Annotated in this window: 23 protein-coding genes and 2 tRNA genes; 14 read left to right on the forward strand and 11 right to left on the reverse strand. The window is 66.9% G+C overall.

Annotation, left to right across the window (positions count from 1 at the left end; genetic code table 11):
• The first annotated feature begins 5 nt into the window (after positions 1-5).
• Both KF780_04420 and KF780_04425 read left to right on the forward strand, forming a co-directional pair.
• Positions 6-929, forward strand: coding sequence for a peptidylprolyl isomerase (locus KF780_04420; GenBank protein ID MBX3561041.1), 924 nt, complete (start codon positions 6-8; stop codon positions 927-929).
• A gap of 64 nt (positions 930-993) precedes the next feature.
• Positions 994-1,929, forward strand: a complete 936-nt coding sequence (locus KF780_04425) for a DUF808 domain-containing protein (protein MBX3561042.1) — start codon at positions 994-996, stop codon at positions 1,927-1,929.
• 267 nt (positions 1,930-2,196) lie between these two features.
• Here KF780_04425 and KF780_04430 read toward each other — a convergent pair whose 3' ends face one another.
• Both KF780_04430 and KF780_04435 read right to left on the reverse strand, forming a co-directional pair.
• On the reverse strand, positions 2,197-2,718 hold the full coding sequence (locus KF780_04430; protein ID MBX3561043.1) for a TIGR02281 family clan AA aspartic protease: 522 nt from the start codon (positions 2,716-2,718) through the stop codon (positions 2,197-2,199).
• A gap of 53 nt (positions 2,719-2,771) precedes the next feature.
• Complete coding sequence (locus tag KF780_04435; GenBank protein MBX3561044.1) at positions 2,772-3,038, reverse strand: hypothetical protein; 267 nt, start codon at positions 3,036-3,038, stop codon at positions 2,772-2,774.
• 326 nt (positions 3,039-3,364) lie between these two features.
• Here KF780_04435 and acnA point away from each other — a divergent pair, with 326 nt between their 5' ends.
• Both acnA and KF780_04445 read left to right on the forward strand, forming a co-directional pair.
• Positions 3,365-6,055 (forward strand): aconitate hydratase AcnA, encoded by a 2,691-nt coding sequence (acnA, locus tag KF780_04440; GenBank protein MBX3561045.1) that lies wholly within the window; start codon positions 3,365-3,367, stop codon positions 6,053-6,055.
• Positions 6,052-6,315 carry a hypothetical protein gene (locus KF780_04445; GenBank protein ID MBX3561046.1) on the forward strand — a complete coding sequence of 88 codons (264 nt, stop codon included), beginning with the start codon at positions 6,052-6,054 and terminating at the stop codon, positions 6,313-6,315. The genes acnA and KF780_04445 overlap by 4 nt, the downstream gene beginning before the upstream one ends.
• A 9-nt stretch (positions 6,316-6,324) precedes the next feature.
• Here the strand turns inward: KF780_04445 and KF780_04450 are convergent, their stop codons facing one another.
• Positions 6,325-6,810 carry a hypothetical protein gene (locus KF780_04450; GenBank protein MBX3561047.1) on the reverse strand — a complete coding sequence of 162 codons (486 nt, stop codon included), beginning with the start codon at positions 6,808-6,810 and terminating at the stop codon, positions 6,325-6,327.
• A gap of 110 nt (positions 6,811-6,920) precedes the next feature.
• Positions 6,921-7,643, reverse strand: coding sequence for a folate-binding protein YgfZ (locus KF780_04455; GenBank protein MBX3561048.1), 723 nt, complete (start codon positions 7,641-7,643; stop codon positions 6,921-6,923).
• Between the two features lie 44 nt (positions 7,644-7,687).
• Between KF780_04455 and pyrC the strand changes: the two genes are divergently transcribed.
• Entirely contained in the window at positions 7,688-8,734 is a 1,047-nt protein-coding gene (gene pyrC, locus KF780_04460; protein MBX3561049.1) for a dihydroorotase, read from the forward strand.
• Here pyrC and KF780_04465 read toward each other — a convergent pair.
• A complete protein-coding gene (locus KF780_04465; GenBank protein ID MBX3561050.1) occupies positions 8,723-9,469 on the reverse strand; it encodes a DUF1134 domain-containing protein in 747 nt (248 codons plus the stop codon). The genes pyrC and KF780_04465 overlap by 12 nt on opposite strands.
• Before the next feature lie 190 nt (positions 9,470-9,659).
• On the opposite strand from KF780_04465, the gene KF780_04470 reads away from it, so the two are divergent.
• The 7 genes from KF780_04470 to KF780_04500 all read left to right on the forward strand — a co-directional run bounded on the left by KF780_04470 (position 9,660) and on the right by KF780_04500 (position 18,668).
• Complete coding sequence (locus KF780_04470) at positions 9,660-10,679, forward strand: hypothetical protein (GenBank protein ID MBX3561051.1); 1,020 nt, start codon at positions 9,660-9,662, stop codon at positions 10,677-10,679.
• A gap of 110 nt (positions 10,680-10,789) precedes the next feature.
• Positions 10,790-10,882 (forward strand) — tRNA-Ser (locus tag KF780_04475).
• 141 nt (positions 10,883-11,023) lie between these two features.
• Positions 11,024-12,640: a hypothetical protein gene (locus tag KF780_04480; GenBank protein ID MBX3561052.1), complete on the forward strand. Its 1,617-nt coding sequence runs from the start codon at positions 11,024-11,026 to the stop codon at positions 12,638-12,640.
• Positions 12,637-13,275 (forward strand): response regulator transcription factor, encoded by a 639-nt coding sequence (locus KF780_04485; protein ID MBX3561053.1) that lies wholly within the window; start codon positions 12,637-12,639, stop codon positions 13,273-13,275. The genes KF780_04480 and KF780_04485 overlap by 4 nt, the downstream gene beginning before the upstream one ends.
• 298 nt (positions 13,276-13,573) lie before the next feature.
• Positions 13,574-16,495 (forward strand): TonB-dependent receptor, encoded by a 2,922-nt coding sequence (locus KF780_04490; GenBank protein MBX3561054.1) that lies wholly within the window; start codon positions 13,574-13,576, stop codon positions 16,493-16,495.
• Positions 16,496-16,723: 228 nt separating this feature from the next.
• Entirely contained in the window at positions 16,724-17,983 is a 1,260-nt protein-coding gene (gene serS, locus KF780_04495; protein ID MBX3561055.1) for a serine--tRNA ligase, read from the forward strand.
• A gap of 34 nt (positions 17,984-18,017) precedes the next feature.
• Positions 18,018-18,668: an alpha/beta hydrolase gene (locus KF780_04500; GenBank protein ID MBX3561056.1), complete on the forward strand. Its 651-nt coding sequence runs from the start codon at positions 18,018-18,020 to the stop codon at positions 18,666-18,668.
• Here the strand turns inward: KF780_04500 and KF780_04505 are convergent.
• From KF780_04505 to KF780_04515, 3 genes are read right to left on the reverse strand one after another with little or no spacing between them, the layout of a single operon-like run.
• A complete protein-coding gene (locus KF780_04505; protein ID MBX3561057.1) occupies positions 18,661-19,053 on the reverse strand; it encodes an acyl-CoA thioesterase in 393 nt (130 codons plus the stop codon). The genes KF780_04500 and KF780_04505 overlap by 8 nt on opposite strands.
• Positions 19,050-20,459 carry a hypothetical protein gene (locus tag KF780_04510; protein ID MBX3561058.1) on the reverse strand — a complete coding sequence of 470 codons (1,410 nt, stop codon included), beginning with the start codon at positions 20,457-20,459 and terminating at the stop codon, positions 19,050-19,052. Before KF780_04510 ends, KF780_04505 begins: the two co-directional genes overlap by 4 nt.
• Positions 20,456-22,522, reverse strand: coding sequence for a S9 family peptidase (locus tag KF780_04515; GenBank protein MBX3561059.1), 2,067 nt, complete (start codon positions 22,520-22,522; stop codon positions 20,456-20,458). The genes KF780_04510 and KF780_04515 overlap by 4 nt, the downstream gene beginning before the upstream one ends.
• A gap of 159 nt (positions 22,523-22,681) precedes the next feature.
• Here KF780_04515 and KF780_04520 point away from each other — a divergent pair, with 159 nt between their 5' ends.
• Positions 22,682-24,478, forward strand: coding sequence for an aminopeptidase P family protein (locus KF780_04520; GenBank protein ID MBX3561060.1), 1,797 nt, complete (start codon positions 22,682-22,684; stop codon positions 24,476-24,478).
• 201 nt (positions 24,479-24,679) lie between these two features.
• On the opposite strand, the gene KF780_04525 is transcribed toward KF780_04520, so the two are convergent.
• A complete protein-coding gene (locus tag KF780_04525; GenBank protein MBX3561061.1) occupies positions 24,680-24,871 on the reverse strand; it encodes a hypothetical protein in 192 nt (63 codons plus the stop codon).
• A gap of 40 nt (positions 24,872-24,911) precedes the next feature.
• Here KF780_04525 and KF780_04530 point away from each other — a divergent pair.
• Positions 24,912-24,986: transfer RNA gene (locus tag KF780_04530), tRNA-Thr, on the forward strand.
• A 22-nt stretch (positions 24,987-25,008) separates the two neighbouring features.
• On the opposite strand, the gene KF780_04535 is transcribed toward KF780_04530, so the two are convergent.
• Positions 25,009-25,176, reverse strand: a complete 168-nt coding sequence (locus tag KF780_04535; protein MBX3561062.1) for a hypothetical protein — start codon at positions 25,174-25,176, stop codon at positions 25,009-25,011.
• A 71-nt stretch (positions 25,177-25,247) separates the two neighbouring features.
• Positions 25,248-25,637: a PilZ domain-containing protein gene (locus tag KF780_04540; protein MBX3561063.1), complete on the reverse strand. Its 390-nt coding sequence runs from the start codon at positions 25,635-25,637 to the stop codon at positions 25,248-25,250.
• Between the last annotated feature and the right edge of the window lies 1 nt (position 25,638).

Below are 25,638 nucleotides of genomic sequence, written 5' to 3' on the forward strand. Positions count from 1 at the left end.
TCGATATGCAATTCTTCGCGCTCGCCGTACTCGTTTCTCTGGCCGCTTCCGCCGCCGCCCAGTCCGGCGAGTGGCGTCCCGCGCCAGTATCCGGCGCGATCGAGCCGTCGGAGATCGTCGCCAATTCGGCTCTATCCGACTGGAGGGAGATCGCGCCGGACAATCTGCTCGTCATGGAGCTGGCGGACGGCGGCCAGGTGGTGATCGAACTCGCACCCGAATTCGCGCCGGTCCATGTCGCCAATGTCCGCCATTTCGCCCGCGCCGGCTGGTGGAACGGCGCGACCGTCTATCGGGTGCAGGATAATTATGTCGCCCAATGGGGCAATGGCGATGCGGAGGTGGCGCTGCCCGAAGGCGTGGTCCGCCGCCCGCCGGCCGAATATGAGCGCCCGCTCGCCGGGCTCGGGCTCCGTCCGCTCGGCTATCCGGACAGCTATGCACCGCTCGCCGGACATACCGATGGCTGGCCGGTCGGCTGGGACCCGGAGAGCGGCATGGCCTGGCTCGCCCATTGCTACGCATCGGTCGGCGTCGGGCGCGATCTGGCACCGGACACCGGCACGGGCGGCGAGCTTTATGCCGTGATCGGCCATGGCCCACGCCATCTCGACCGCAATATCGCCACGATCGGGCGGGTGATCGACGGCATCGGCCATCTTTCCGCCCGCCCGCGCGGCACCGGGGCGCTCGGTTTCTACCAGGCCGAGGCCGGCGAGACGCCGGTGCCGATCGCCCGCCTCCGCCTCGCCGCCGACATGCCGGCGGGGGAGCGGCCACGCTACCAGGCGATGCGCACCGATACGGAGGCCTTTTCCCGCTACGTGACCGGACGTGCCAATCGCGGCGGCGCCTTCTTCCAGGCGCCGGCCGGCGGCGTCGATCTGTGTAACGTGAACGTGCCGGTGCGTCCGGTTCCCGCACCCTGACGAATCCTGATGCGCGCCGACCCGCGCGGCGCTAGCCATCCTTCACGACAGGAGAATAAGCCGCATGCCGGGTGGATTGGTCGCGCTGCTGGACGATGTCGCGGCGCTCACGAAGGTCGCCGCCGCGTCGCTCGACGATGTCGCGGGCGCGGCGGGCCGGGCGGGCGCCAAGGCGGCGGGCGTGGTGATCGACGATGCGGCGGTGACGCCGCGCTATGTCGTCGGCCTGTCGCCGGAGCGCGAGCTGCCGATTATCGCCAAGATCGCGCGCGGCTCACTCCGGAACAAGCTCTTCTTCCTGCTGCCCGCAGCGGTGGCGCTCAGCCTGCTCGCGCCCTGGGCGATCATCCCGATCCTGATGGTGGGGGGCGCCTATCTCAGCTTCGAGGGCACCGAGAAGGTCGTCGAATCGCTGAAAGGCGTGGATCACGCCGCCGAGGTGGTCGAGATCACCGATCCGCAGGAACTGGAGGACCGTCAGGTCAGCGGCGCGATCCGCACCGATTTCATCCTGTCGGCCGAGATCATGGCGATCGCGCTGGCCGAGCTGCCCAATCAGTCGGCGACGATGCAGGCGATCGTGCTGGCGGTCGTCGCGGTCGGCATCACCGTCGCCGTCTATGGCGCCGTCGCGCTGATCGTGAAGATGGACGATTTCGGCCTTCATCTCGCGGCGCGCGAATCGCCGGGGGTACGCGCCTTCGGCCGGGGGCTGGTGAAGGCGATGCCGAAGCTGCTGAAGGCGTTGTCGATCATCGGCACGGCGGCGATGATCTGGGTCGGCGGCGGCATCATCGTGCATGGGCTGGAGGTGTTCCACCTGACCCCGATCCCGCACTGGATCCATGATGTGGCAGAAGTCGCCGGCCATGGCGTTCCGATCGCGCAGGGATTGGTGGGCTGGCTGGCCGGGGCGATCGGCTATGGCATCGTGGGGCTGATCGTCGGCGGCGTCATCGTCGCGATCATGCACCGGATGAAGGCGCACAGGGCGCATTGATGAAGGGCCGCCCGGCTTCCCGAACGGCCCAGTCATCGGATCGCGTCAGGCTCAGCGCTGCTGGCGGTGCTGTTCATCCTGTTGCCCGCCTTGCTGTTGCTGCCGGTCCTTGTCCGGCTGCTGCTGACGGTTCTGGCCGCCTTGCTGCCGATGGCGATCGTTGTTCTGGTTGTTCATGACTTCGCTCCTCGTCCAACCCCTGCCGCGCACCAACGCGCGGACCCTCGGGCCGTTCCGATAAGCTTATGTTCCGAAACGAATTTCGGTTCAGCGTAGGATCATGGTGTCGCCGCGCATCTCGACGCTGCCGACGCGCTGCAGGAAGCTCTGACCGAGCAGCGAGACCGGCAGCCGATCGGCGACCGCGCCGCGTACGTCACGCGCCTCGAGTGGGCCGATCGCGAGCCGGTCGATCGTCACCGGCGCGAAGGCAACCTCGCCGCCCGCGCCCTGTGCCCGGCCAGTAACGTCGCCTATGGCGATGCCGGCGCGGCGGGCATCCTCCGGGGTGAGCGCGACCAGGCTGGCGCCGGTATCGACGAGGAAGCGGATGCGCGCGCCGTTGACCTGGGCTTCGGCATAGAAATGGCCGTCCTCGGCGCGCGAGATCGTCTGGCCGGCGCTGCCGTTGCCGGCGCGTGCCGTCGGGATGGGCGCGGGCGCGGCCGGCCGCGCCGGGACGGGTGTCCGCGCGACCGGCGCGTCGCCGTCGCCCGGCAGGCCGGGCGCGAGGAGCGCTGCACCGATCAGGATGGCGCCGGCCCAGAACAGGGTTTTGCCCATCGACATGGCGACGCCATGCCATGGACGTCGCCAAGACGGAGTTAACGCCGTGGCCGGGTTCAGTGGACCAGCGCCGGCTCCTCGCCAAACGGATGGCGCCGGACCGTGCGGATGATCTGGCCGCCCGCGACCAGGGCCGCGTTCTCCAGCGGCAAAGCGGTGCCGCAAAAGGCGCATTCGGCCATGATCCGGCCGATATACCAATGGGCGCGGCCGCAGCCGGGACAGTGGTTGGTCTGATGATCGCGATAGACGATATGATAGCCGCGCTGTGCGGCCGGAGGGACGAGGCTGCCGCCACGATCCGCGAGGATGTTCGTCGCCATTACATCGGCTCCTTCTTCACTCGAACCTGCGCGCCTCAACGCCGGCGAAGGCCTTCCGGTTGCGTGGGAGCGACGAACCGAGCCAGCCCCGTAATTCCACGGGATTGATGGTAACCCGCTAATTAACCAAAGCTTGTCAGACAGCGGTATGCACGCCCGCCCCCCGAGCGTGCTCCGCGAGAGGGCTCGCCGCCACCGGTCGCGGCGGGCCCTCTCTTTTTCCCTCCCTTTCCCGCCGGCCTCGGGCTTGCTAGACGCGCCGCAATACTCAATCTCGGCGCGCGCCGCGCGCTTGCGATTGAGCTCCACGGGAAGGGAGCGGCAAGATGACGGCTGTTGGTCAGGACACGCTGGGCACGCGCGACACGTTCAAGGTCGGCGGCAAGGCTTATACTTATTATTCGCTGCCCAAAGCGGCGGAGAAGCTGGGCGACGTTTCGCGACTGCCTTTCTCGATGAAAGTGCTGCTGGAGAATCTGCTGCGCTTCGAGGACGGCGATACGGTGACGGTCGAGGACGTGCAGGCGCTGGTCGACTGGCAGAAGGAGCGCCGTTCGGACCGCGAGATCCAGTATCGCCCGGCCCGCGTGCTGATGCAGGATTTCACCGGCGTCCCCGCCGTCGTCGATCTGGCCGCGATGCGCGACGCGATGCGCAGGCTCGGCGGCGATCCGCAGAAGATCAATCCGCTCGTCCCCGTCCATCTCGTCATCGACCACTCCGTCATGGTCGACGCCTTCGGCACGCCGCAGAGCTTCGAGGAAAATGTAAAGCTCGAATATCAGCGCAACATGGAGCGCTACGAATTCCTGAAATGGGGCCAGAGCGCCTTCGACAATTTCGAGGTCGTGCCGCCGGGTACCGGCATCTGCCACCAGGTGAACCTGGAATATATCGCCCGCGGCATCTGGTCGTCGGTGAACAAGGGTTCGGGCGACGAGGTCGCCTATCCAGACACGCTCGTCGGCACCGATTCCCATACGACGATGGTCAACGGCCTCGGCGTGCTCGGCTGGGGCGTCGGCGGGATCGAGGCCGAGGCCGCGATGCTGGGCCAGCCCGTCTCCATGCTGATCCCCGAAGTGGTCGGCTTCCGCCTGACCGGCGCGCTCAAGGAGGGCATCACCGCTACCGATCTGGTGCTGACCGTCACCCAGATGCTCCGCGCCAAGGGCGTCGTCGGCCGCTTCGTCGAATTTTACGGCCCGGGCGTTTCGGCGCTCAGCCTCGCCGACCGCGCGACGATCGCCAATATGGCGCCGGAATATGGCGCGACCTGCGGCTTCTTCCCGATCGACGAGAAGACGCTCGATTATATGCGCCTCACCGGCCGGCCGGAAGAGGACATCCTGCTCACCGAAGCCTATTGCAAGGCGCAGGGCATGTGGCTGGTCGCCGACGGCGAAGAGCCGGTCTTCACCGAGACGCTCAGCCTCGACATGTCGACGGTCGAGCCCAGCCTCGCCGGCCCGAAGCGGCCGCAGGACAAGGTGACGCTCGCCCGGCTGGACGATGAATTCGTCGGCAATTTCCAGAAGGAATTCGGTCTCGATTCATCGGTCCTGTCAAAGCGTGCACCCGTGGCTGGCGCCGAGCACGATCTCGGCCATGGCGACGTGGTGATCGCGGCGATCACAAGTTGCACCAACACCTCAAACCCGGCGGTGCTGATCGCCGCCGGCCTGGTCGCCAAGAAGGCGCGCGCGCGGGGCCTCAATCGCAAGCCCTGGGTCAAGACCAGCCTCGCGCCGGGCTCCCAGGTCGTCACCGATTATCTCGAGAAATCCGGCTTGCAGGCCGATCTCGACGCGCTGGGCTTCAATCTCACCGGCTATGGCTGCACGACCTGCATCGGCAATTCCGGCCCGTTGCCGGAGGCGATCAGCCAGGCGATCAACAAGAGCGACCTGGTCGCCGCCTCGGTGCTCTCCGGCAACCGCAATTTCGAAGGCCGCGTCTCGCCCGACGCGCGCGCCAACTATCTCGCCTCGCCGCCGCTGGTCGTCGCCTATGCGATCAAGGGCACGGTGGCGTCCGACATGGTCGATGAGCCGATCGGGCAGGGTGCTGACGGCAATGACGTCTTCCTCAAGGACATCTGGCCGTCGAACGAGGAGGTGCGCTCCTACATCGATTCCTATGTGAACGGAGACATGTTCCGCGCGCGCTATGCCGACGTCTACAAGGGCGACGCGCGCTGGGGCACCATCCCCGTGACGGGCGGCGACACCTATGGCTGGCCGGCCGGCTCCACCTACATCGCCAATCCGCCCTATTTCGAGGGCATGTCGATGACGCCGACCGCGCCGACCGACATTATCGGCGCGCGGCCGCTGGCCTTGCTGGGCGATTCGATCACCACCGATCACATCTCGCCCGCCGGCTCGATCAAGCTGGACAGCCCGGCCGGTGTCTTCCTGACCGAGCATCAGGTGGCGCGCGCGGACTTCAACTCCTACGGCGCGCGGCGCGGCAATCACGATGTCATGATGCGCGGCACCTTCGCCAACATCCGCATCAAGAACAAGATGGTGCCCGGTATCGAGGGCGGCATCGCCAGGCATATCCCGTCGGGCGAGGTCATGCCGATCTACGACGCGGCGATGAAGTACAAGGCGGAGGGCACGCCGCTCGTCGTCATCGCCGGCAAGGAATATGGCACCGGCTCGTCGCGCGACTGGGCGGCGAAGGGCACCAATCTCCTGGGCGTGCGCGCCGTCATCGCCGAAACCTATGAGCGCATCCATCGCTCCAACCTGGTCGGCATGGGGGTGATCCCGCTTCAGTTCGTCGGCGACGTGCCCGAATTCGACGGCACCGAGACCTTCACGATCACCGGCGTTGACGATCTCACCCCCCGCAAGGAGATCGCGGTGAAGGTCGATCGCGCCGACGGCACCGGCTTCAGCTTCGCCGCGCGGGTGCGGATCGACACCGCCAACGAGCTCGAATATTTCAAGCATGGCGGCATCCTGCATTATGTGCTGCGCCAGCTGGCGCGGGGCGGGACCGCCTGAGCGGCTGGACGCTCGCGATCGAGGCGATCGGCTGGGCCGCGGCCCTGTCGATCCTCGCCGCTTATGCCCTGCTCACCGCCGGCAAGCTCACCGCGCGCTCGCCCGTCTATCAATGGATGAACGTGGCGGGCGCCGCCGGCTTCATCGTGAACAGCGGGGTAAACGGGGCCTATCCGTCCGCCGTGCTCAACGTGATCTGGATGGGCATCGGCGCGGTCGCGCTCTGGAACATCGCCCGGACGGCGCGCCCAGCGGCCTGACCATCGCGGTCAGGCGCCGCGCGTGCGGTGGAAGGCCTTGAAGCAGATCTCGCTGACCCGGAAGCTGCCGTCCGTCGCGCGTACGGTGGCCCCCTGCGGGTTCAGGATCGGGCCGCCGATATGGGGGACGGCGAAGCTGCGGCCGGCGACCGGGGCGCGCCAGGCGAAATCGCGGTGAACCAGGCCGAAGCCGACGCCGAAGACGAACATCGACATGGCGCCCGGCGCGTCGGCATCGCCGGCCACGGTCGCGAAGGTGTGCTCGCGCGCGCAGCCGGCCGCACCGGTTGGCATGGCGCGTATCTGTTCGCCTGTCGCGATCGTGCCATCATTCATCGGCAGGTCTTCGCCGGTGGCGGTCTGGCGCTGGAGCGTGAAGCATTGCCGCGCTCCGGGCGGCGGCGCGACATAGCCGCAGGAGGCGTAGGGCGCACCCGAGGCGGAGGGGTTGGCGATCGGACCGATGACGCCGCAACCAACGAGCGATCCGAGCATTACGAAGCCCGCGGCCTGTCTCGAAAATCTTTTCCCCACTCCCCGTCTCCCCCTCGCAGCGCGCGCAGTTTACACCGATTTGGGCATGAATGAAGGCGGCAATCCAACGATCACGCCTTCAGCGCCGCCGCCAGCCAGTCCGGCATGATCGCCTCGCCGAGATCGTCAATCCGGCGATGCTCCACGGAAAGGCCGAGCTCAGGATAATGGATGCGGGCGCGGGGTCCCGGTGCATCGGTCGGCACGACGACCAGCCGCCGGTTCACCTTGTTGCGCCAGTTCATCCGGGCGGTGTTCTCCTGCCCGACATAGCAGCCCTTGCCGAAGCTGACGCCATTGAGCTCGGCGGCATTGCATTCCAGCCAGAGCGTCTTGTCGGCGCCCAGCTCGGCCGCGCCTTCGGTGACGCCCAGCGACAGGCGATGCTTGAGCCAGGCGGCGTCCGCGCCGGCGCCCGAATCGGGTGCGAGCCAGCGCCGGCCAAGCGCGGGCAGGCGGGGATCGGATATGCCTTCATCGCCATCCGGCGACCAGTGCGCATAAAGTTCCGGCGCGGGCGCGATCGTGATCGGACGGCGCAGCCGGTAGAGCGTCAGCCGCCTTACAAGATCGCCTGCTGCGCCCCGCTCGCAATCGATCAGCACGTCCTCGCCGTCCGCCCAGAGCAGGAAATCGAACAGCGCCTTGCCCTGCGCGGACAGCAAGCCCGCCCAGAGCGGTGCTTCAGGGGCCAGCGCGGCAACGTCATGGGTAACGAGCCCCTGCAGGAAGCCGCGTACATCTTCGCCCGAAAGACGAATCAGCGCACGTTCGACGAGGGTGGTCGCGGTCATCCAAGCCAGTTAGGGAGGCGCGAGCCGGAAATGAAGAAGCAAAGATGACCCAGATTCAGCGCCTCACCATCCGCCGCCCCGACGACTGGCACGTCCATCTGCGCGACGGCGAGATGCTGAAGGCGGTCGCGCCTTACACCGCCCGCCAGTTCGCCCGCGCGATCGTGATGCCCAATCTGGCGCCGCCGGTGACGAAAGTGACGGCGGCCGAAGCCTATCGCGATCGCATCCGCGCCGCCGTTCCGGCAGAGGCGGGCTTCACCCCGCTGATGACCTGCTATCTTACGGACGATGCCGATCCGGCGGAGCTGGCGCGCGGGTTCGAGGCCGGCGTGTGGGCGGCGGCGAAGCTCTATCCGGCCCATGCGACGACCAACAGCGCGCATGGCGTCACCGACATCGCCAATCTCCGTCTGGCGTTGGAGGCGATGCAGCGGATCGGCATGCCGTTGCTCGTCCATGGCGAAGTAACCGACGCCGATGTCGACATCTTCGATCGCGAGGCGGTGTTCATCGATCGCACCCTGACCAACCTGGTGCGCGAATTCCCCACGCTCAAGGTGGTGTTCGAGCATATCACCACAGCCGAGGCGGTGGGCTTCGTCGAGGCGGCCGGGCCGAATGTGGCCGCGACGGTGACGCCCCAGCATCTCGTCATCAACCGCAACGCGATGTTCGCCGGCGGCATCCGTCCCCATGCCTATTGCCTGCCCGTCGCCAAGCGTGAGGCGCATCGCCTGGCCGTGCGCCGCGCCGCCGTGTCGGGCTCGCCGAAATTTTTCCTGGGCACGGACAGCGCCCCCCATGCGATCGAGAAGAAGGAGGCGGCCTGCGGCTGCGCCGGCATCTTCAACGCCGCTTATGCGCTCGAATCCTATGCGACGGTGTTCGACCAGGAGGGCGCGCTGGACCGCTTCGAAGCCTTCGCTTCGGAGAACGGGCCGAACTTCTATGGTCTTCCGCTCAATGAAGGCACGCTCACGCTGGAGCGCGTGGCGATCGAGATCCCCGATACGCTGCCGGCACCCGGCACGTCACTTGTGCCGTTCCACGCCGGAGAGAAGCTGCCCTGGCGATTGTTAGAAGGGTAGCCAGCGGTTGCGCTCGGAAAAGCGCATATAGCCGGCATTGACGCCGAGCCGGAGGCCGACGCCGAGCCGCACCGGGATCAGCACCACGTCGCCGCGCCGCATATATTGGGCCGTGAAGCCGCCAACGAAATAGGCGTTGCCCTCGGCGCCCGGATAGCGGCGGAACAGCTCCTGCCCGTCATGCAGGTTATAGACGAGGATGAAGACCTTGTTGGCATCGGCGCCGGCGTCGAAGCCGAGCGACGGGCCGGTCCAGTAGACGGTGCGGTCGCCCTCGATCTGATGGCGCATCACGCCTGATCCGTAGCGCACGCCGAAGACGAAGGCGCCGCTCGCCTCCTGGCCGGAAATATAGGCGCTGGGCTCGCCCCGGTCGCGCAGGATGTTCTCGATGATCCCGGCCAGCCCCTCGGTGCCGCGGCCGAACACGCTCTCGGCGGCGGTGAAGACGTCCTCGCGCGGCACCGTCGTCCGATCCGCGGGTGGCGTATAGGCGTCGCGCGGCGGCGTGACTTGCGTCCGTTCCGTTTCGATCGGCGTCCAGTCCGAGTCGGGCTGGGGCGGGGAGGGAGTATCGCCGCTCTGCCATTCCGGATAATCCGACGGCTCGTTCTGCCACTCGGGATAATCCTGGGTCGACTGGTTGGGATCGACCGTCTGGATTTGCTGCGCCAGTGCCGGCACAGCCGTCAGCAGCGCCGCCGCAGCCGCGATTTTCGCGAATGTTTTCAACATGCCGTATTCCCCGCACAATCCTTCTCGGCAAGATTAATGCCGCTCTGCCTTGCCCCGCAATGAACGAGAGCCGAGGCGAGTCGATCTTGCGGCCAAGCGAGTCGTTCCCGCGCCATGAGCCAGGCCATGCCTTAAGGCGGGCCGCTTGCTGCCGTTACGCAAGAGGTTCGATGGCGAAAGGGGGCGATTGATGGCGTTGCGCTGGCTTCTTCTTGGACTGGCCACTCTTCTGCTGGTGCCCGCAGGGGCGATCGCGGCCGAAATCAGCCTGTCGCCACGCTTTGTCGTCTATTTCGACAATGGCGAGCAGCGCCAGCAGGGGATCGGTGCCTTTCCGATTCCCGCCGATGCGCTGGCCGAACTCAGTGACCAGATACGGGCGCTGGCCGGTCCAGACGCGGCCCTGTCCGGTGCGGTCGGCGAAGGAGGTGGCAGCGCCCGCCAGATCGTCTTCCCGATGTTCGGCGGGGCGATCTCGGTGGGCGGACAACGCACCCAGTTCACATTCACCGCGCTTTACGGAGAAGCGGAATCCCGCTCGCGGATCGTCGTGCCGCTGACGCTTTCGCTCGACGCCGGCGGCTTCACCGCTACGGACTTGCTGACATCTGTGTCGGAAGGCAATGCCAGTTACCGCCGGCTCGACCTCGAACTCACAGCCCAGCATCGCCTGGACGAGCGGTTCGCGCTGATCGGCGGCGTTCGCTACGAGCGCGTACGCGGCGGCGCGACACTCGATTCCGCCTCCACATCCTCGAACAATATCGCCAACCTGACCGCCTTGCTCTCCGGCGCCGGTCCGGTCGATCTCGGTTTGTCGCAAGGCGCGGAGCGCCTCGACTTGCGCTCCGGGTCGGAAACATGGAGTCTGCGTGCCGGAGCGGCGGCCTTCGTGCCCTTCGCACGCCGACAGCTCGCTTATGTCAACGGTATGATCCATGCGAGCCACACGCCGCCACGCCGCGGCGCGGCGGTGTTGACCGACCTGGCCGGAGGGGGCGCGCTCGATCTGTCCGCCGATCTCGCTGCCGAGACTGCGACCGGACCGGATATATCGGTCGGCATACTCACACGCTTGGGCGACCGGCTGGCGCTCGACGTGCGCTATCGCGGCATCTTCTATTTCCCGTTGAGCGGGGTTCGCAGCTTCAGCGACCCGCGCGTCAATCACGGCCTCAATCTGGGTCTAACCGTCGCGTTGGGGCGCTGAGCGCGCCCTGTCTCTTCGGCACGGGCGCGTTTCGTCGGCGCCGGAGCGACCGCGCAGCGCGGTTGAACCTTTGAATTCCCGCCTATATAGGCCGCATCCTTGGCCGGCTCGGAGACGTGGGTGAGTGGCTGAAACCAGCGGTTTGCTAAACCGCCGTAGGGGGATTACTCCTACCGAGGGTTCGAATCCCTCCGTCTCCGCCAGCGGCTCGATGCCCTTGAGGCCGGTTTGACATTGTAACAGATCAAGCTAGCCTAGGTCCCGGGGCATATTCGGATGTCGCCTGGCGGGCGAAATCAATGATTCAGCAGATTTTTCAGCACCGGTCGGGTCGGGTCATATCGTTGAGTCGCGTGTTGCTGGGCACCGTGTTTCTGACCGGCATAGGGCTCGATCCGGCGCAGCCCGTCCATCATGCCGGCATCGCCTATTCGCTGCTGCTCGGTTACCTGCTGCTGGCCTCTTTCTGCCTTGCCGTGACCTGGAGCGATTGGCGGCTGGAAACCCGGCTGGCCTTGCCGGCGCTGATCGTCGATCTCGCGCTCTTCACCGCCCTCGCCTTCCTTACCCAGGGTTATGCCAATCCCTATTTCCCCTTCTTCGCGTTCATCATCCTTTCTGCGGCGCTGCGTTGGGGCTGGCGAGAGACGGCGGCTACCGCCGCCGTGCTTATCACATTGTTCGTGTCGGCCAGTCTGGCCGGGGTGCTCTGGGAGGCGGCGGAGCTTGATCCGCGCCGTTTCTTCTACCGGACCACCTTCCTCCTGGTCCTTTCCTTCGTGCTCGTCTGGTTCGGGCTCAATCAATTGCGTCCCAAGATGCCGCGTCTCGATCAGGGACAGCCGGCCGATCCGTCGCGCGCCGCCGATCCGCCGATCCGCGCCGCAGCTGATTTCGTTGCCGCGAACACCAGCGCCGGTCGCGTCGTCATCGCCTGGTGGAATTATGAGGAGCCGTGGACCAACGTCGCGGTGCTGGACGAGACTGGCTTTGCGGAGCATCGCCACGATCCCGGCCGTTTCGGTCTGCTGGTCGACCGGCGATGGGCGCGCGCGCCCTTCCTGTTCGATTTCGACCGGCGCCGACTGCTTTTGCGGGAAGGGCGGTCGCGCAGGGTGGAAGTGCTGGACGGCGTGATCGATGAGGATTTCGCGCGGGCATATCTGTCCGGTCGCGGGATTGTGGTGCCGGTTGAATCGGGTGGCTATGGCGGGATCATATTTGCCATCGGCATGCCAGGTCTGTGCTCGGACGACGTCGCCAAGGGCGAGAGCCTGGGCGAGGAAGTTTCGGCCGCTTTCGAGCGCGCAGGTGCCATGGCCCTGCTGGCCGACGCGGCCTCGACGCGGACACGACTTTCATTTTCGCGCGATCTCCATGACAGCGTGCTGCAACTGCTTGCCGGCACCTCCTACCGCCTCGAGGGCGTCAAGAAGTCCGCGCGGGCGGGGCAGGCGATCGAGGCGGAGATCGATGCGTTGCAGGACGATCTCGTCGCAGAGCAGCGCGAGATGCGCATGCTGATCGGCCAGCTGCGCGGTTGTCCGCCGGGCGCGGCCACGGATCTGCGCCAGAGCCTGAAGGAGCTGGCCGCGCGGATGTCGCGGCAGTGGGATGTGAATTGCAGCGTCGATCATTGCTCCTCTGAAATCGAGACTCCGGTTCCGGTCGAAAGAGAGTGCCGCCAGCTGGTGCGCGAAGCCGTCGCCAACGCCGTCCGCCATGGTCGGGCGAGCAGCGTCGCGATCGAGGTGGAGGCTGTCGCCGATACCATACGGCTGGTCCTCACCGACAATGGCTCCGGTTTTCCGGGTGACGGGCATTTCGCGATGGATCGGCATGGCAAGGTGCCCTGGTCGCTGAGTGAGCGCGTGCGGGCGCTTGGCGGGCATATGTCGCTGGCGTCCGGCAATACCGGTTCTCAGATCACCATTTCGCTTCCGCTCGGTCGCGCCGCATGATCCGGCTGCTCGTCGCCGACGACCATCCGATCATCCTGTCGGGGCTCGAGGCGATCTTTCGCGACACCGATTACGAGATCGTGGCGACCGCGCCGGACGGCGGCGTAGTGCTCGCGCTGATCGAAAGCGCGCGACCGGATATCCTGATCCTTGACGAACGCATGCCACCGCCGGGCGGGGTCGAGCTGCTGCGCCAGCTGCGCGCGGCTGGTGATGCACGGCCGGTGGTGCTTCTCACCGCGGACCTGGGAGATGGCAAGCTGCTGGAGGCAGTCGAGCTGGGCGTGGAGGGCATCGTCCTCAAGGAAAGCGCGCAAAGCCGGATGATCGCGTGCCTTGACGAGGTTTCGCGCGGCGGGCGCTGGCTGGAACCGTCCCTCGTCCAGCAGGCGCTCGACCTGAAGCTGCGCGAAACCGCATCCGCGCATCGCGGGTTCGCGGCGCTCAGCCGGCGCGAGGCGGCGATCGTCGATCTGGTCGCGCAAGGGCTGCGCAATCGCGAGATCGCGGCGCAACTCGGACTGACGGAAGGGACGGTCAAGGTCTATCTCCATCGCATCTACGAAAAGCTGGAAGTCACCAACCGGACCGAGCTTGCGATCCGGGTGCGCGGGGCGGACGCCGCAAGGCGCTGAAACCAAGGCAATCCGGTGAAATATCTGTTGCAGCGGCGCAACGCCGGACGAGTTTTGATAGGCCCGAAAGCCCTGTTGGATGCGCTCTCTCGGCGCTGTTCTCTCATGGTCCGCGCATTTTTATAACTAAAGTTATTCAACTGAATAACCTTCGACAAATCGTGGAGCCCTGCACTTCCTGATACGCCCCCGCTCCATCCAGCTGGTGTGAGACCTTTCCCTAAGGAAGGCCGCCAGTTGTCTCGCCGTCGCTGATGCGGTGGCGAGCAGGACAACATCGCAACCCAAGGGGGTAGGAATGACCGTTACCAAGACCAGGAAAATTGCTTTGCAGGCTGCCTTGCTGAGCACGGCGGCGCTTGTCTGCGCCACGCCGGCTTATGCCCAGGACGATGCCTCTTCCGCGGAAGCAGGCAGCAACGAAGCGATCGTCATCACCGGTTCGCGCATCGCGCGCCGCGACCTCACCTCCACCAGCCCGCTGACCGTGGTGGGTGACGAAGAGTTCACGCTGTCCGGCTCGGTCAACGTCGAGCAGGTGATCAACACCCTGCCGCAGGTTGTCCCGGGCGCGACGGCCTTCTCGAACAATCCGGGCGGCGGTATCGCCACGCTCAACCTGCGCGGCCTCGGCTCGCAGCGTAACCTCGTCCTGGTCAACGGCCGCCGCTACATCTTCTATTCGACCAACCAGGTCACCGATCTCAACACGATTCCGCAGTTCCTGATCGAAAGCGTCGACGTCGTCACCGGCGGCGCCTCGGCGGTCTACGGTTCGGACGCGCTCGCGGGCGTCACCAACTTCCGCCTGCGCCGCGATCTCGACGGCATCCTCATGGGCGGCCAGTACAGCATCACCGAGGAAGGCGACGGCCGCCGCTACAACGCCTATGTGGCGATCGGTTCCCAGTTCGCCGACGGCCGCGGCAACGTCGCGGTGTTCGCCGAATATTACAATCGCGGCCAGATCATGCAGGCCGACCGCGACTTCTCGTTCTTCGCGCTCGGCGACAGCGGCAGCAGCCTGATCCCGCTCGGCTCCGCCGGCGTCCCGCAGGGCCGCTTCGTGGCCGTCGGCCCGGCCTCGGTCGGTGCGGGCACCAATTATGCCGGCTCGGGCGCCTTCTTCGGCACGCCGGGCACCAGCACGCCGTACAACGGCACGACCGACAGCTACAATTACGCTCCGGCCAACTATCTGATGGTCCCGCAGGAGCGCTGGCTGCTCGGCGGCTATGGCGAATATGAGATCGCTCCGGGCATCAACGCCTATGCCGAGATCACCTATGTCAACAACCGCGTTGCCAACGAGCTCGCGGCGACGCCGGTCACTCAGGTCACCGACTTCCAGCTGGCCGCTATCCAGGGCCTGGTCTCGGCCGCCGATTTCGCGCAGCTCCAGACGATCGCGGCGCGGCAGCAGGCGGCGATCGCGGGCGGTTCGCTCGCCTTCGGTCCGGTTGCCGCCGGCACGCTGACGCTTCCGGCGCTCAATCCGGGTTGTACGGACGTCAACGACCCCACCACCTGTCAGGTGGTCCGGCTGCAGGCCAACACCCGCACCACCGGCATCGCGTCGCGCAACGTCACCGACGACCGCAACGCCTTCCGCGTGCTGGCCGGCGTGCGCGGCGATCTGACCGACACGCTGACCTACGACGTCTACTACATGTTCTCGCGCACGCGGAACGCGTCGGTCCAGCTCGGCAACGTGTCGCGCTCGGCCTTCACCCGGCTGGCGGGGAACGGCACCTGCAACGTGTTCGGCGAGAATCAGCTGAGCGAGGACTGCATCCGGCAGATCTCGATCCTGGCGCAGAACGGAACCATCTCGCAGCTGCAGGTGGCGCAGGCCAGCATTTCGGGCCCGCTCTTCACCTTCGGCTCGGCCACCGATCCGGTCGCCTTCGCGGCGGGCGTCGAGTGGCGGTCGATGGGCGCCGAGTTCATCCCCGACACGGCTCTGTCGTCGGGCGACGTGGTCGGCTTCAACGCCGGCCAGCCGACCGCGGGCAGCTATGACGCCAAGGAAGCATTCCTGGAGCTTCGCATCCCGATCGTCCAGGACGGCTTCATCCACCGGTTCGAGCTGAGCGGCGCGGTCCGTTACTCGGATTATTCGCTCGCCAATGTCGGCGGCGTGTGGGCCTATGCGGCCGGCGCCGAGTTCGCTCCGGTCCGCGACATCACCTTCCGCGGCCAGTATCAGCGCGCCATTCGCGCGCCGAACGTCGGCGAGCTGTTCGGCGGTCGTTCGGTCGGCTTCCCGCCGGCGACCGATCCGTGCGCCGGCGCGGCGGCCATCCCTGCGGGCCCGCTGCGTGATACCTGCATCGCCACCGGCGTTCCGGCCTCGGCGCTGGGCACCGGTCTGATCCTTCAGCCCAACGCCCAGATCCAGGGAGCGTTCGGCGGCAACCCGAACCTGCAGGAAGAGGTGGGTGACACCTGGACGGCGGGCGTCGTGCTGCGGCCGAGCTTCATTCCGCGCCTCAACATCACGGTCGACTGGTACGACATCCGTATCCAAAACTCGATCGCGGCGGCCGGCGGCGGCGTGAACAACATTCTGAATCTCTGCTACAACGTGATTCAGAACGCGAGCAGCGGCATTTGCGGCCTTATCAGCCGCGATCCGCTCGGCGTCATTTCCGGGCCGCCCTTCGTGGTGACCGCGACGCTGGCCAACCTGTCCGAGTTCAACACCGAGGGCATCGACTTCCAGATCGACTACAGCCTCCCGATCAACACGAGCCTGTGGGGTTCCGGCACTTCGCGGCTGAGCTTCTTCCTTCTGGGCAATTATTCCTGGAACAACAGCTTCACGCCGCTTGTCGATCTGCCGGACGATGTGGTCGAATGCGCCGGCTTCTTCGGCCTGAGCTGCGGCAATCCGACGCCGACCTGGAAGTGGTCGAGCCGCCTGTCGTGGATGGACGGTCCGATGACCACCAGCCTGCGCTGGCGGCATGTCGGGGCGGTTGACGACGACAATCCCGGCACGGTCTTCGTCGTCGATCGGATCGGCAGCTACGACCTGTTCGACCTGTCCTTCGGCTTCAACGTGAACGACAACCTCACGCTGAACCTGGGCGTCAACAACCTGTTCGACAAGTCGCCGCCGATCATCGGCAACAACCAGGAGCAGGCCAACACCTATCCCGGCGTCTATGACGTGATCGGACGGGACTTCTTCGTCTCCGCGAGCCTGCGCTTCTAAGCGGGTGATCGAAACCCGGTTCGACGAATGGTTCGGGGCGGCCCCCTAGCCCGCTCCGGACAATTCGGAAGAGAACCAAATTTGGGCCGGGAGCGCGTGTCGCTCCCGGCCCTTTCTTTTCGGGCGTTCGGCAAAGGTATCGGCCGAAGCGGCTTGCGTCGCTCGCGCCGCCTGCCGTAAGCCTGCGCCGCCGCGCCGCGGTTTCAGCAATCTCCAAGGTGGCGTCCCTTGCTCAGCCTGCAATTCATTCGCGACAACCCCGATGCGGTCCGCACCGCGATCGCGCAGAAGAATGTCGCGATCGATCTCGACGCACTGCTCGCCCTCGACGGCGAGGTGCGTGGCCTCAAGACGCGCGTCGACACACTGCGAGCCGAGCGCAATGCGATCAGCGACGGCTTCAAGAGCGCCGCGCCGGAGGACCGCCCCGCACTGGGCGCCAAGGCCAAGGCGATCGGCGGGGAGATCGGCGTCGTCGAGGGCGAGCTGGACGGCAGGCAGGCCGATCTCGACGCGCTAATGCTGCGCGTGCCCAATATCCCGTGGAGCGGCGCGCCGGTCGGGCCGGACGAGAGCTTCAATGTCGTCGTCCGGCAGGAAGGGACGATCCCGCAGTTCGATTTCGAGCCGCTCGATCATGTCGCTTTGATCGAGAAGAACGACTGGGCGGACCTTGCCCGGATCACCCAGGTCGCGGGATCGCGCACCTATTGCCTGAAGGGCCGGCTCGCGATGCTCGAGCAGGCGCTGATGCTGTGGGCGCAGCAGCGGCTTGCCGCCGACGATTTCACATTGATGACCGTGCCGGCGCTTGCCCGGCCCCAGGCCTTCGTCGCCACCGGCCATTTTCCGGGACACGAGGAAGAAGCCTATCACATGCCCGCCGACGATCTCTATCTGGCGGGCACGGGGGAGATCGCGCTGACCAGCTTGCACAGCGGCGAGATCGTCGAGGCCGACAAGCTGCCCATCCTCTATGCCGGCTATTCGCCCTGTTTCCGCCGGGAGGCGGGCAGCGCGGGGCGCGACGTGCGCGGCCTCTTGCGCGTCCATCAATTCTACAAGCTCGAACAATATGTGATCTGCCGCGACGACGACGCGGAAAGCGCGCGCTGGCACCGGCGCCTGCTCGCCAATGCGGAAGGGATGCTGCAGGCGCTCGAAATCCCCTATCAGGTGATCGAGGCATCGACCGGCGACATGGGCAACGGCAAGTTCCGGATGAACGACATCGAATCCTGGGTGCCGAGCCTCGGCAAATATCGCGAGACGCACAGCTGCTCGACCCTGCACGACTGGCAGGCCCGTCGCGCGAATCTACGCTGGCGCGACGAGGAACGGAAAGTCCGCTTCGTCCACACGCTGAACAACACCGCGCTTGCATCGCCGCGTATCCTCGTGCCGCTGCTCGAGAACCACCAGATGGCGGACGGCCGGGTGAAGCTCCCCGCGCCGTTGCGCGAGATCATGGGCGGCGACCATCTCTAGCCCTTCGCGCGACGACAGGGCGCCGCCCGGCTGGATGCGGGCGCGCGAGGCGGCGGCGCTCGCATCGCGCTTCTATCGGGCGTTCGGGAGCCTCGACGAACGCGGCCCGGCCGGAGGCGCGAAGCTGATGGTCATTCCGGGCTTCCTCGCCACCGATCGCACCACTCTGGGGCTGCAACGGGCGCTCGCCTCGGCCGGCTTTCGCGTCGCCGGCTGGGGGATGGGGCTCAATCGCGGCGTGACCGAGGACATCGTCGATCGCATCGCGGCGCGTGTCGAGCGGTTCGGCGCGGGCGAGAAGGTCATCCTCGTCGGCTGGAGTCTCGGGGGCATATATGCCCGCGTCGTCGCGCAGGACCGGCCCGAGCTCGTCGGCAAGGTGGTGACGCTCGGCTCGCCTTTTTCGGGCGACCGCCGCCTCAACAACAATGTCTGGCGGCTCTACGAATGGGTGGCCGGGCATCCCGTGAACAGCCCGCCGATCGACAGGGATCCGCAGTTGAAGCCGCCGGTGCCGACGCTCGCCATCTGGTCACGCCGCGACGGGATCGTCTCTCCGGCCGGCGCGCGGGGCGAAGCGCACCAGCGCGATGCCGAGCTTGAGGTCGCCTGCAGCCATATGGGCTTCGGGGTCAGCGGCCGCGCCTATCCGGCGATCGTGCGGGCGATCCGGGAATTCAGCTGAGAAACGGCGCCGCCACCTCGGGCGGCACGCGCAGCGGCCTGCCGGTCGCCTTGTCGAGGATCGCCCAGGTCGTCCGCGCGCGCACCTGGACCTTGCCGTCGTCGCCGGTGAATTCGACATGCCGGTCGAAGCGCGCACCCTTCGGCGCCTCGCCGACCCAGGTGCGCCCCGTGACACTCTCGCCGGGGCCGAGCGCGCGCAGATAGTCGATCTCGTGCCGGGTCACGACCCAGACATAGGCATCGACATGGGCGGGATCGGCAACCGCCCGCCAGTGCGCCGTCGCCATGTCCTGAATCCAGCGCACCCAGGCGGCGTTGTTGACGTGGCCGAGCTCGTCAATGTCCTCCGGTCCGGCTGTGATCCGCTTCTCGAACGGCGTCATCGCAGTCTCGGCACCCCATCCTCGCCCGCCGTGAACGGCACGCCGGTGCGGCGGAACAGTGCAGCGATCCGGGCGGCCGGGTCGGGCGCGCCGCTTTCCAGCCAATCGCCGATGTCGCGGGCCAGCGCCGGATCGCCGGACGCGCGGGTGAGGGCGGCGAGCCATTCCTGGCGGGTGAGGATGCCCCCTTCCCGGTTGGCGTCGATCAGTCCGCGGATGAAACGGCTGAACGGCCGGCGCGACGCCGCCTCCGCGACGAGGCCGAAGACGGCGCCGCAGGCATAATAAGCGCGATGCTCGTTGCGCTCGGCCGCGCTGCCGATGGCGTTGCGGCCGAGCGCGGCGCAATCGTCCACCGAGCTTTGCAGCGTTTCGCGTCCCGAATAGCCGGGATCGGCCGCCTCGATGGCGCGAACGGCCAGCAGATCGGCCCCGCCCTCCGTGATCCACGCATCCTGGGCACGCTCGTAGCGCACGGCCTGGCCGAGCCAGAAATGCGCCGCCTCGTGGGCGATGAACCAGCGCGCATATTGGCGCACTTCCTCCGTTTCCGTGATGATGCCCTCGCCTTCGAAGGTCATCACGATTAGCCCCCTCAGTACGCTGCCGCCCATGCTTCTGAGGCCCCGGGTCGGGCCTGCCCAACTCACCATCAGCGTCGGCCGCGCCTGGCCGGAAGCGCCCAGTTCGCCGGCATAATGAGCGAGCAAGGCCGGCGTCGTCTGCGCGATCTCGCGCCGTATCCATTCGGGCAGGCCGGGATCGAGCACCGTCGCGATGGCCGGGCTTTCGACCTGCTCTCCCGGTCCGAACAGCACATAGGTGCCGTCGCCGCTACCGGCGACCGTCGCCGCCGCGACACGGCGGCCGGCGTGGAGCACATGGCCGTTGCGGTCGCGCAGCCTGATCCGCGTCGGCGATTCCGGCAGGTTCGCTGCGTTGAGATCGATCGGCAGCCGCGCCGCCGCCGCGGCCGAGGCGACCGGCATGGCTTCGAACTGCTCGGTGAAGACAGCGACGGAGCCGTCGGTGAAAATGAGCGCCGGCTCGTAATCCGCGATGAGATCGCCGGAGAAGGGCGTGAAGCGGATGCGTACCCGCGCCGGCACAGCGCCGCGCTCGGCGACGAGCATGTCATACCAGCCATGCCGCTCCAGCCGCACGCCGGGCGTCTCGACCGTCCAGCTGCGCGGGCGCCAGGGCCGGTTGTCCGCGCGGGCGAGCGCCGAGCGATGGAAGAGCCAGGCCGGCGATGCCCGATCGAAGCGGAACTCGGCGCTCCAGCGGTCGCCGTCGCGCACGACCTCGACTTCGGAGGCGAAGGACGTCCTGCTGTCCGTCCCGGCCGGTTGCGCCGTCGCGCAGCCGGCCAGGATCAGGAGCAGGGCGGCCGCAAACCGGATCATTCCCCGCCGTTCTGGGTCAGGACGAAGGCATAGGCCTCGGCGATCTCGGTCAGCCGCGACCAGCGGCCGGACTGGCCGCCATGGCCGGCGCCCATATTCATCTTCATGAGCTGGAGATTGCCGTCCGTCCGCGTGGCGCGGAGGCGCGCAGCCCATTTGGCCGGCTCCCAATAGGTGACGCGCGGATCGTTGAGGCCCCCGGTGATCAGCAGTGGCGGATAGGCCTGCGCCCGCACATTGTCATAGGGGCTGTAGCTCAGCATGTAGCGGAAGGCGGCGGCGTCCGTGATCGGATTGCCCCATTCGTTCCACTCCCCGGGCGTCAGCGGCAGGGTGTCGTCGAGCATCGTGTTGACCACGTCGACGAACGGCACGTCGGCGACGACGGCGCCCCACAGCTCCGGATCGCTGTTCACGACCGCGCCCATCAGCTCGCCGCCGGCCGAGCCGCCCTGCGCGGCGATGCGACCCGCGCGGGTGTAGTTCGCCGCGATCAGGCCGCGCGCGGCATCGACGAAATCGTTGAACGTGTTGGTCCGCCGATCGAGCTTGCCGTCCAGATACCATTGATAGCCCATATCGTCGCCGCCCCGGATATGGGCGATGGCAAAGGCATAACCGCGGTCGAGCAGGCTGATCCGGTTGGTATTGAAGCCCGGCGGCATGGCGATGCCATAGGCGCCGTAGCCGTACAGGAAGACGCGCCCCTCGCCATTGCGCTGGAAATCGCGGCGATAGACGATCGAGACCGGGATCTGGCGCCCGTCGCGCGCGGGCACCATCAGCCGTTCCGTCGCATATTGCGTGGGATCGTAGCCGGACGGGATCGGCTGGACCTTCAGCACTTCCAGCCGGTTTTCGGCCGGATGATAGTCATAGACCGTGGGCGGCGTCACCATCGAGCTGTAGCCGAGCCGGTAGGCCGCCGGCGCATATTCGGGATTGCCGCCCAGGCCGACCGTATAGCTCGCCTCCGCGAAGGGAATGCGCCGTTCGGCGCCGTCATAGGCGCGCAGGCGGACCTGATCGAGGCCGTTCACCCGTTCGGTGACGACGAGATGGTCGCGGAACGCGGTGATGCCGCGCAGATAGACCTCGTCCGAACCGGCGATCACGCTGCGCCAATCGTCCGGGCGTTCGGGCGTCGCTTCGGCGATGCGGAAATTGACATGATCGTCGTTGGTCAGGATCCACAGCTTCCCGTGGCTGGCGTCCACGGAATATTGAATGTCGGGGCGCCGGGCGGCGATCAGGGTGAGCGGCGCTTCTGGATTGCCAGCGGGGACGAAGCGGATTTCGTTCGAGCTATTCTCGCCGGTGCCGATCAGGATGAAGCGCCGGTCCTGGGTGAGATCGACGCTCACCGTGAAGGCGATATTCTCGGTCTCCTCGTAGAGCGTCCGGGCATTTGCCGGCGGCTGGCCGACCCAGTGCAATTGGGCGCGATAGCTGCGCCAGTTCTCGTTCACCTCGGTGAAGACCACGCCGCGGCTGTCGGCGGTCCAGACGGGTCGGCCGATGCCGACCTCGGTCACGGTCTCGATGTCCTGACCGGTGGCGAGGTCGCGGATGCGCAGCTGGAAGCGTTCCGAGCCATCGTCGTCGATCAGGATCGCGGCAAGCCTGCCGTCCGGGCTGACCTGCATCGCGCCCAGCCGGTAATAGTCCTTGCCCGCGGCCTCGGCGGCTTCGTCGAGGATCACCTGCGGCTCGCCGCCGGCCGCTGGCCGGCGATACCAGGTGCGGTACTGCGCGCCGGGCTGGAAGGCCCACCAATAGGCGTAATCGCCATCGCGGACGGGGACCGAGCTGTCGTCCTCCTGGATGCGGCCGCGCATTTCCTGGAACAAGGTGTCGATCAGGGGCCGGTGTGGCGCCATCGCCGCCTCGAAATAGGCGTTCTCGGCGCGCAGATAAGCGAGCACATCCTCGTCATCGACCGTCGGATAGGATTGGTCGCGCAGCCAGTGCCAGGGATCCTGGACCGTCACGCCGTGGCGTTCGAAGCTGTACGGGCGCTGCTCGGCGCGCGGCGGGGAGGGGAGGCTGGGCTGGGCGGTCATCGTCTCACTCTGGGGCTGGGCCGCGGCGGAAGTGCCGGCGAGCAGGAAGGCGGCGAGGAAAAGGCGCATGGGCGATCATCCTGGGCTAGGGCGCCGGGCTGGCGCGCGCGTCGGAACGCGCCTATCTAGCGGGCGTTTCGCCAATCGGGAAAGACCCCAATGTCCACTTATGAAGCCCGGCTCGCGGCGCTGCGCGCGCAACTGAAGGCGGATCGGCTCGACGGCTTCGTCGTGCCGCTCACCGACGAGCATATGAGCGAATATGTCGGTTCCTATGCGCAAAGGCTCGCCTGGCTGACCGGCTTCCAGGGCTCGGCCGGATCGGCCGTGGTGCTGCCGGAGGAGGCGGCGATCTTCACCGACGGGCGCTACACGCTGCAGGTGCGCGATCAGGTGGACGGCCGGCACTGGAGCTACCAGTCCGTGCCGGAAACCAGCATCGCCGATTGGCTGAAGGACCATGCGCCGGACGGCGGGCGGATCGGCTACGATCCCTGGCTCCACACCAAGGAGTGGGTGACGAAGGCGCGCGCGGCGCTGGCCGACCGCGGCGCCGAGCTGGTCGCCGTCGGCCGTAATCCGGTCGACGCGGTGTGGGCGGACCAGCCGGAGCCGTCGCGGGCGCGGCTGATCGTCCATCCCGATCGTTATGCCGGCAAATCCTCCGCCGCCAAGCGACAGGAAATGGCGGACTGGCTCAAGGCGCAAAAGGCCGATGCCGCGGTGCTGGCGGCGCTCGATTCGATCGCCTGGACGTTCAACGTGCGGGGCCAGGACGTGGAGCGTACGCCGGTCGCGCTCTCCTTCGCGCTCGTCCATGACGACGGCACCGCCGACCTGTTCGTCGCCTCCGAGAAGGTCGTCGACGATGTGCGCCAGCATCTGGGCAACGGCGTGCGGCTGCACGAGCGCGATGCGTTCGAGCCCGCGCTCGCCGCGCTCGCCGGGAAAACGGTCGCGGTCGATCCCGAACGCTCGGTCGCCGCGATCTTCGAGGCGCTGGAGGGCGCCGGCGCCCATGTCGTCGCCAGGCGCGATCCGGCGGTGTTGCCCAAAGCGATCAAGAACGAGGTCGAAATCGCGGGCCATCAGGCCGCGCAGGCGCGCGATGGCGCGGCGCTGTCGCGGTTCCTGCACTGGCTGTCGATCGAAGCGCCCAAGGGCGGTGTGGACGAGCTCTCGGCCGCCGCCAAGCTTCAGGATTTCCGCCAGCAAGGCGGGGACCTGCGCGATTTGAGCTTCGACACCATTTCCGGCGCCGGGCCGAACGGGGCCATCGTCCATTATCGGGTGAACGCGAAGACCAACCGTCCGCTGGAGATGGATTCGATCTATCTCGTCGATTCCGGCGGCCAATATCCGGACGGTACCACGGACGTGACCCGGACCGTGGTCATCGGCACGCCGACGGCGGAGATGCGGGATCGCTTCACGCGGGTGCTCAAGGGCCATATCGGCATCGCCCGCGCCCGCTTCCCTGCCGGCACGCGCGGCTCGCAGCTCGACAGTTTCGCGCGGCAATTTCTGTGGGAGGCCGGGCTCGATTACGCGCACGGCACCGGCCATGGCGTCGGCAGTTTCCTGGCCGTGCATGAGGGACCGCAGCGCATCTCTCCCGTCGGCTCAAGCCAGCCCGGCGGCGACGAGCCGCTGCGCGCGGGCATGATCCTTTCGAACGAGCCCGGCTATTACAAGACCGGCGCCTATGGCATCCGGATCGAGAATCTAGTGCTCGTCGTGCCGGTCGAGATCCAGGGCGCCGAGAAGGACCTGCTCGGCTTCGAGACGCTGACCTTCGCGCCGATCGAACGCCGGCTCATTGATGTCGGCCTGCTCGGCGACGGCGAGCGCGCCTGGGTGGACGCCTATCATGCGAAGGTGCTCGACATTGTCGGCCCGCAACTGGACGGCGAGGCGCTGGCCTGGCTCGAGGAGCAGTGCGCTCCCCTGATTTGAAGAGCCTGATTGTCGGACATCAGGTCCCGGCCCTTGGAATGTAGGATTTCATCTGTCAGGTTGCCGCGATTCGGGGCTTTGCTCCGGCTCGCGGCTCTTTGGATCGTGTATCGCGCCACCCTTTCCCGAAAGCTCTTTGGGGAGAGGGACTCAAACCCGACGTAGCGTCAGGTTAGTCAACTTCCGCGTTCCGGACGGCCCTCATGGCCGACGCTTGCTGTCCTGGTTTTCGGGGGCATTGCCGATCGGTGCCGAAACGTCGGATGGTGTGGCGCGCGCCTGCGCCTTGCGGCGCTTCAGATTTTCGCGCAGCGCCGCAGCGAGGCGTTTCGCCCGGTCTCCGTCCGTCTTGGTCATCCCGCCGCCTTGACATATATGGCGGCCAGCGGCCATAGCGCCGCGTCCCGGGGGGCTCTGCTCCTCCAGGCGATAAGCTGCCGTAGCTCAGTGGTAGAGCGCATCCTTGGTAAGGCTGAGGTCGTGAGTTCAATCCTCACCGGCAGCACCATCGCCCGCGCAGGGCCTGGCGATCAGCCGACGAGCTGACCTTCCTCGCGCGGCACGCGCAGCGCCGCCTTGCGGGCGAACAGGCTGGCCAATTCGTTATGGCGCTCGCGGGCCGCTTCCGTCACCGCGCGCGCGGCCCGGCGGCGCTCTTCCGCGGCGCGCCGATGATAGTAACGATGATCAGATTCCATGCCGTGCCTCCCAAACGACTCGGCATGCTTAACATAGGTTTTTGGATTCATCGAATCCGCGAGGAGACGTTTCAATCCTTGGCGCGATGGATGATCATGTCGAGCACGGCCGGATGCAAAGGCCGCTCGAAAGCGCAACCGGCGACATAACCTTCCACCCAGGCAACCTTGGCGTGGCAGGGCTCGAGACTGGGCAAGCGCAGCCAGACATCCATGCCGACGGCAAGGTCGAGCAGGCTCTCGATCCGGAATCCGTGCGTCGACAGGTCGAGAATCTGGACGGAAACGACAGAATAGCCGCCGCGGGCCCGCAGCCCGGCATCCAGGCTGACCGGCACGCGCGCGGACTTGCGTGCCTTTTTGCCGGCATCGGAAACCGTGACTTGGATGGAGAGTTCACCCGTGAGCGAGCAGGCACCTTCTTGGCCGGGAGCAGGTTCGTTCTTGTCCTGCGGACTCATT

The sequence above is a fragment of the Sphingomonas sp. genome, from assembly GCA_019635535.1.
Classification (GTDB): Bacteria; Pseudomonadota; Alphaproteobacteria; order Sphingomonadales; family Sphingomonadaceae; genus Allosphingosinicella.

Bases quoted from the DNA above. Each gene is read 5' to 3' on its own strand.
- KF780_04420 (MBX3561041.1), top strand. From the start codon at position 6: ATGCAATTCTTCGCGCTCGCCGTACTCGTTTCTCTGGCCGCTTCCGCC.
- KF780_04425 (MBX3561042.1), top strand. From the start codon at position 994: ATGCCGGGTGGATTGGTCGCGCTGCTGGACGATGTCGCGGCGCTCACG.
- KF780_04430 (MBX3561043.1), bottom strand. From the start codon at position 2,718: ATGTCGATGGGCAAAACCCTGTTCTGGGCCGGCGCCATCCTGATCGGT.
- KF780_04435 (MBX3561044.1), bottom strand. From the start codon at position 3,038: ATGGCGACGAACATCCTCGCGGATCGTGGCGGCAGCCTCGTCCCTCCG.
- acnA (MBX3561045.1), top strand. From the start codon at position 3,365: ATGACGGCTGTTGGTCAGGACACGCTGGGCACGCGCGACACGTTCAAG.
- KF780_04450 (MBX3561047.1), bottom strand. From the start codon at position 6,810: ATGCTCGGATCGCTCGTTGGTTGCGGCGTCATCGGTCCGATCGCCAAC.
- KF780_04455 (MBX3561048.1), bottom strand. From the start codon at position 7,643: ATGACCGCGACCACCCTCGTCGAACGTGCGCTGATTCGTCTTTCGGGC.
- pyrC (MBX3561049.1), top strand. From the start codon at position 7,688: ATGACCCAGATTCAGCGCCTCACCATCCGCCGCCCCGACGACTGGCAC.
- KF780_04465 (MBX3561050.1), bottom strand. From the start codon at position 9,469: ATGTTGAAAACATTCGCGAAAATCGCGGCTGCGGCGGCGCTGCTGACG.
- KF780_04470 (MBX3561051.1), top strand. From the start codon at position 9,660: ATGGCGTTGCGCTGGCTTCTTCTTGGACTGGCCACTCTTCTGCTGGTG.
- KF780_04485 (MBX3561053.1), top strand. From the start codon at position 12,637: ATGATCCGGCTGCTCGTCGCCGACGACCATCCGATCATCCTGTCGGGG.
- KF780_04490 (MBX3561054.1), top strand. From the start codon at position 13,574: ATGACCGTTACCAAGACCAGGAAAATTGCTTTGCAGGCTGCCTTGCTG.
- KF780_04500 (MBX3561056.1), top strand. From the start codon at position 18,018: ATGCGGGCGCGCGAGGCGGCGGCGCTCGCATCGCGCTTCTATCGGGCG.
- KF780_04505 (MBX3561057.1), bottom strand. From the start codon at position 19,053: ATGACGCCGTTCGAGAAGCGGATCACAGCCGGACCGGAGGACATTGAC.
- KF780_04510 (MBX3561058.1), bottom strand. From the start codon at position 20,459: ATGATCCGGTTTGCGGCCGCCCTGCTCCTGATCCTGGCCGGCTGCGCG.
- KF780_04515 (MBX3561059.1), bottom strand. From the start codon at position 22,522: ATGACCGCCCAGCCCAGCCTCCCCTCCCCGCCGCGCGCCGAGCAGCGC.
- KF780_04520 (MBX3561060.1), top strand. From the start codon at position 22,682: ATGTCCACTTATGAAGCCCGGCTCGCGGCGCTGCGCGCGCAACTGAAG.
- KF780_04525 (MBX3561061.1), bottom strand. From the start codon at position 24,871: ATGGCCGCTGGCCGCCATATATGTCAAGGCGGCGGGATGACCAAGACG.
- KF780_04535 (MBX3561062.1), bottom strand. From the start codon at position 25,176: ATGGAATCTGATCATCGTTACTATCATCGGCGCGCCGCGGAAGAGCGC.
- KF780_04540 (MBX3561063.1), bottom strand. From the start codon at position 25,637: ATGAGTCCGCAGGACAAGAACGAACCTGCTCCCGGCCAAGAAGGTGCC.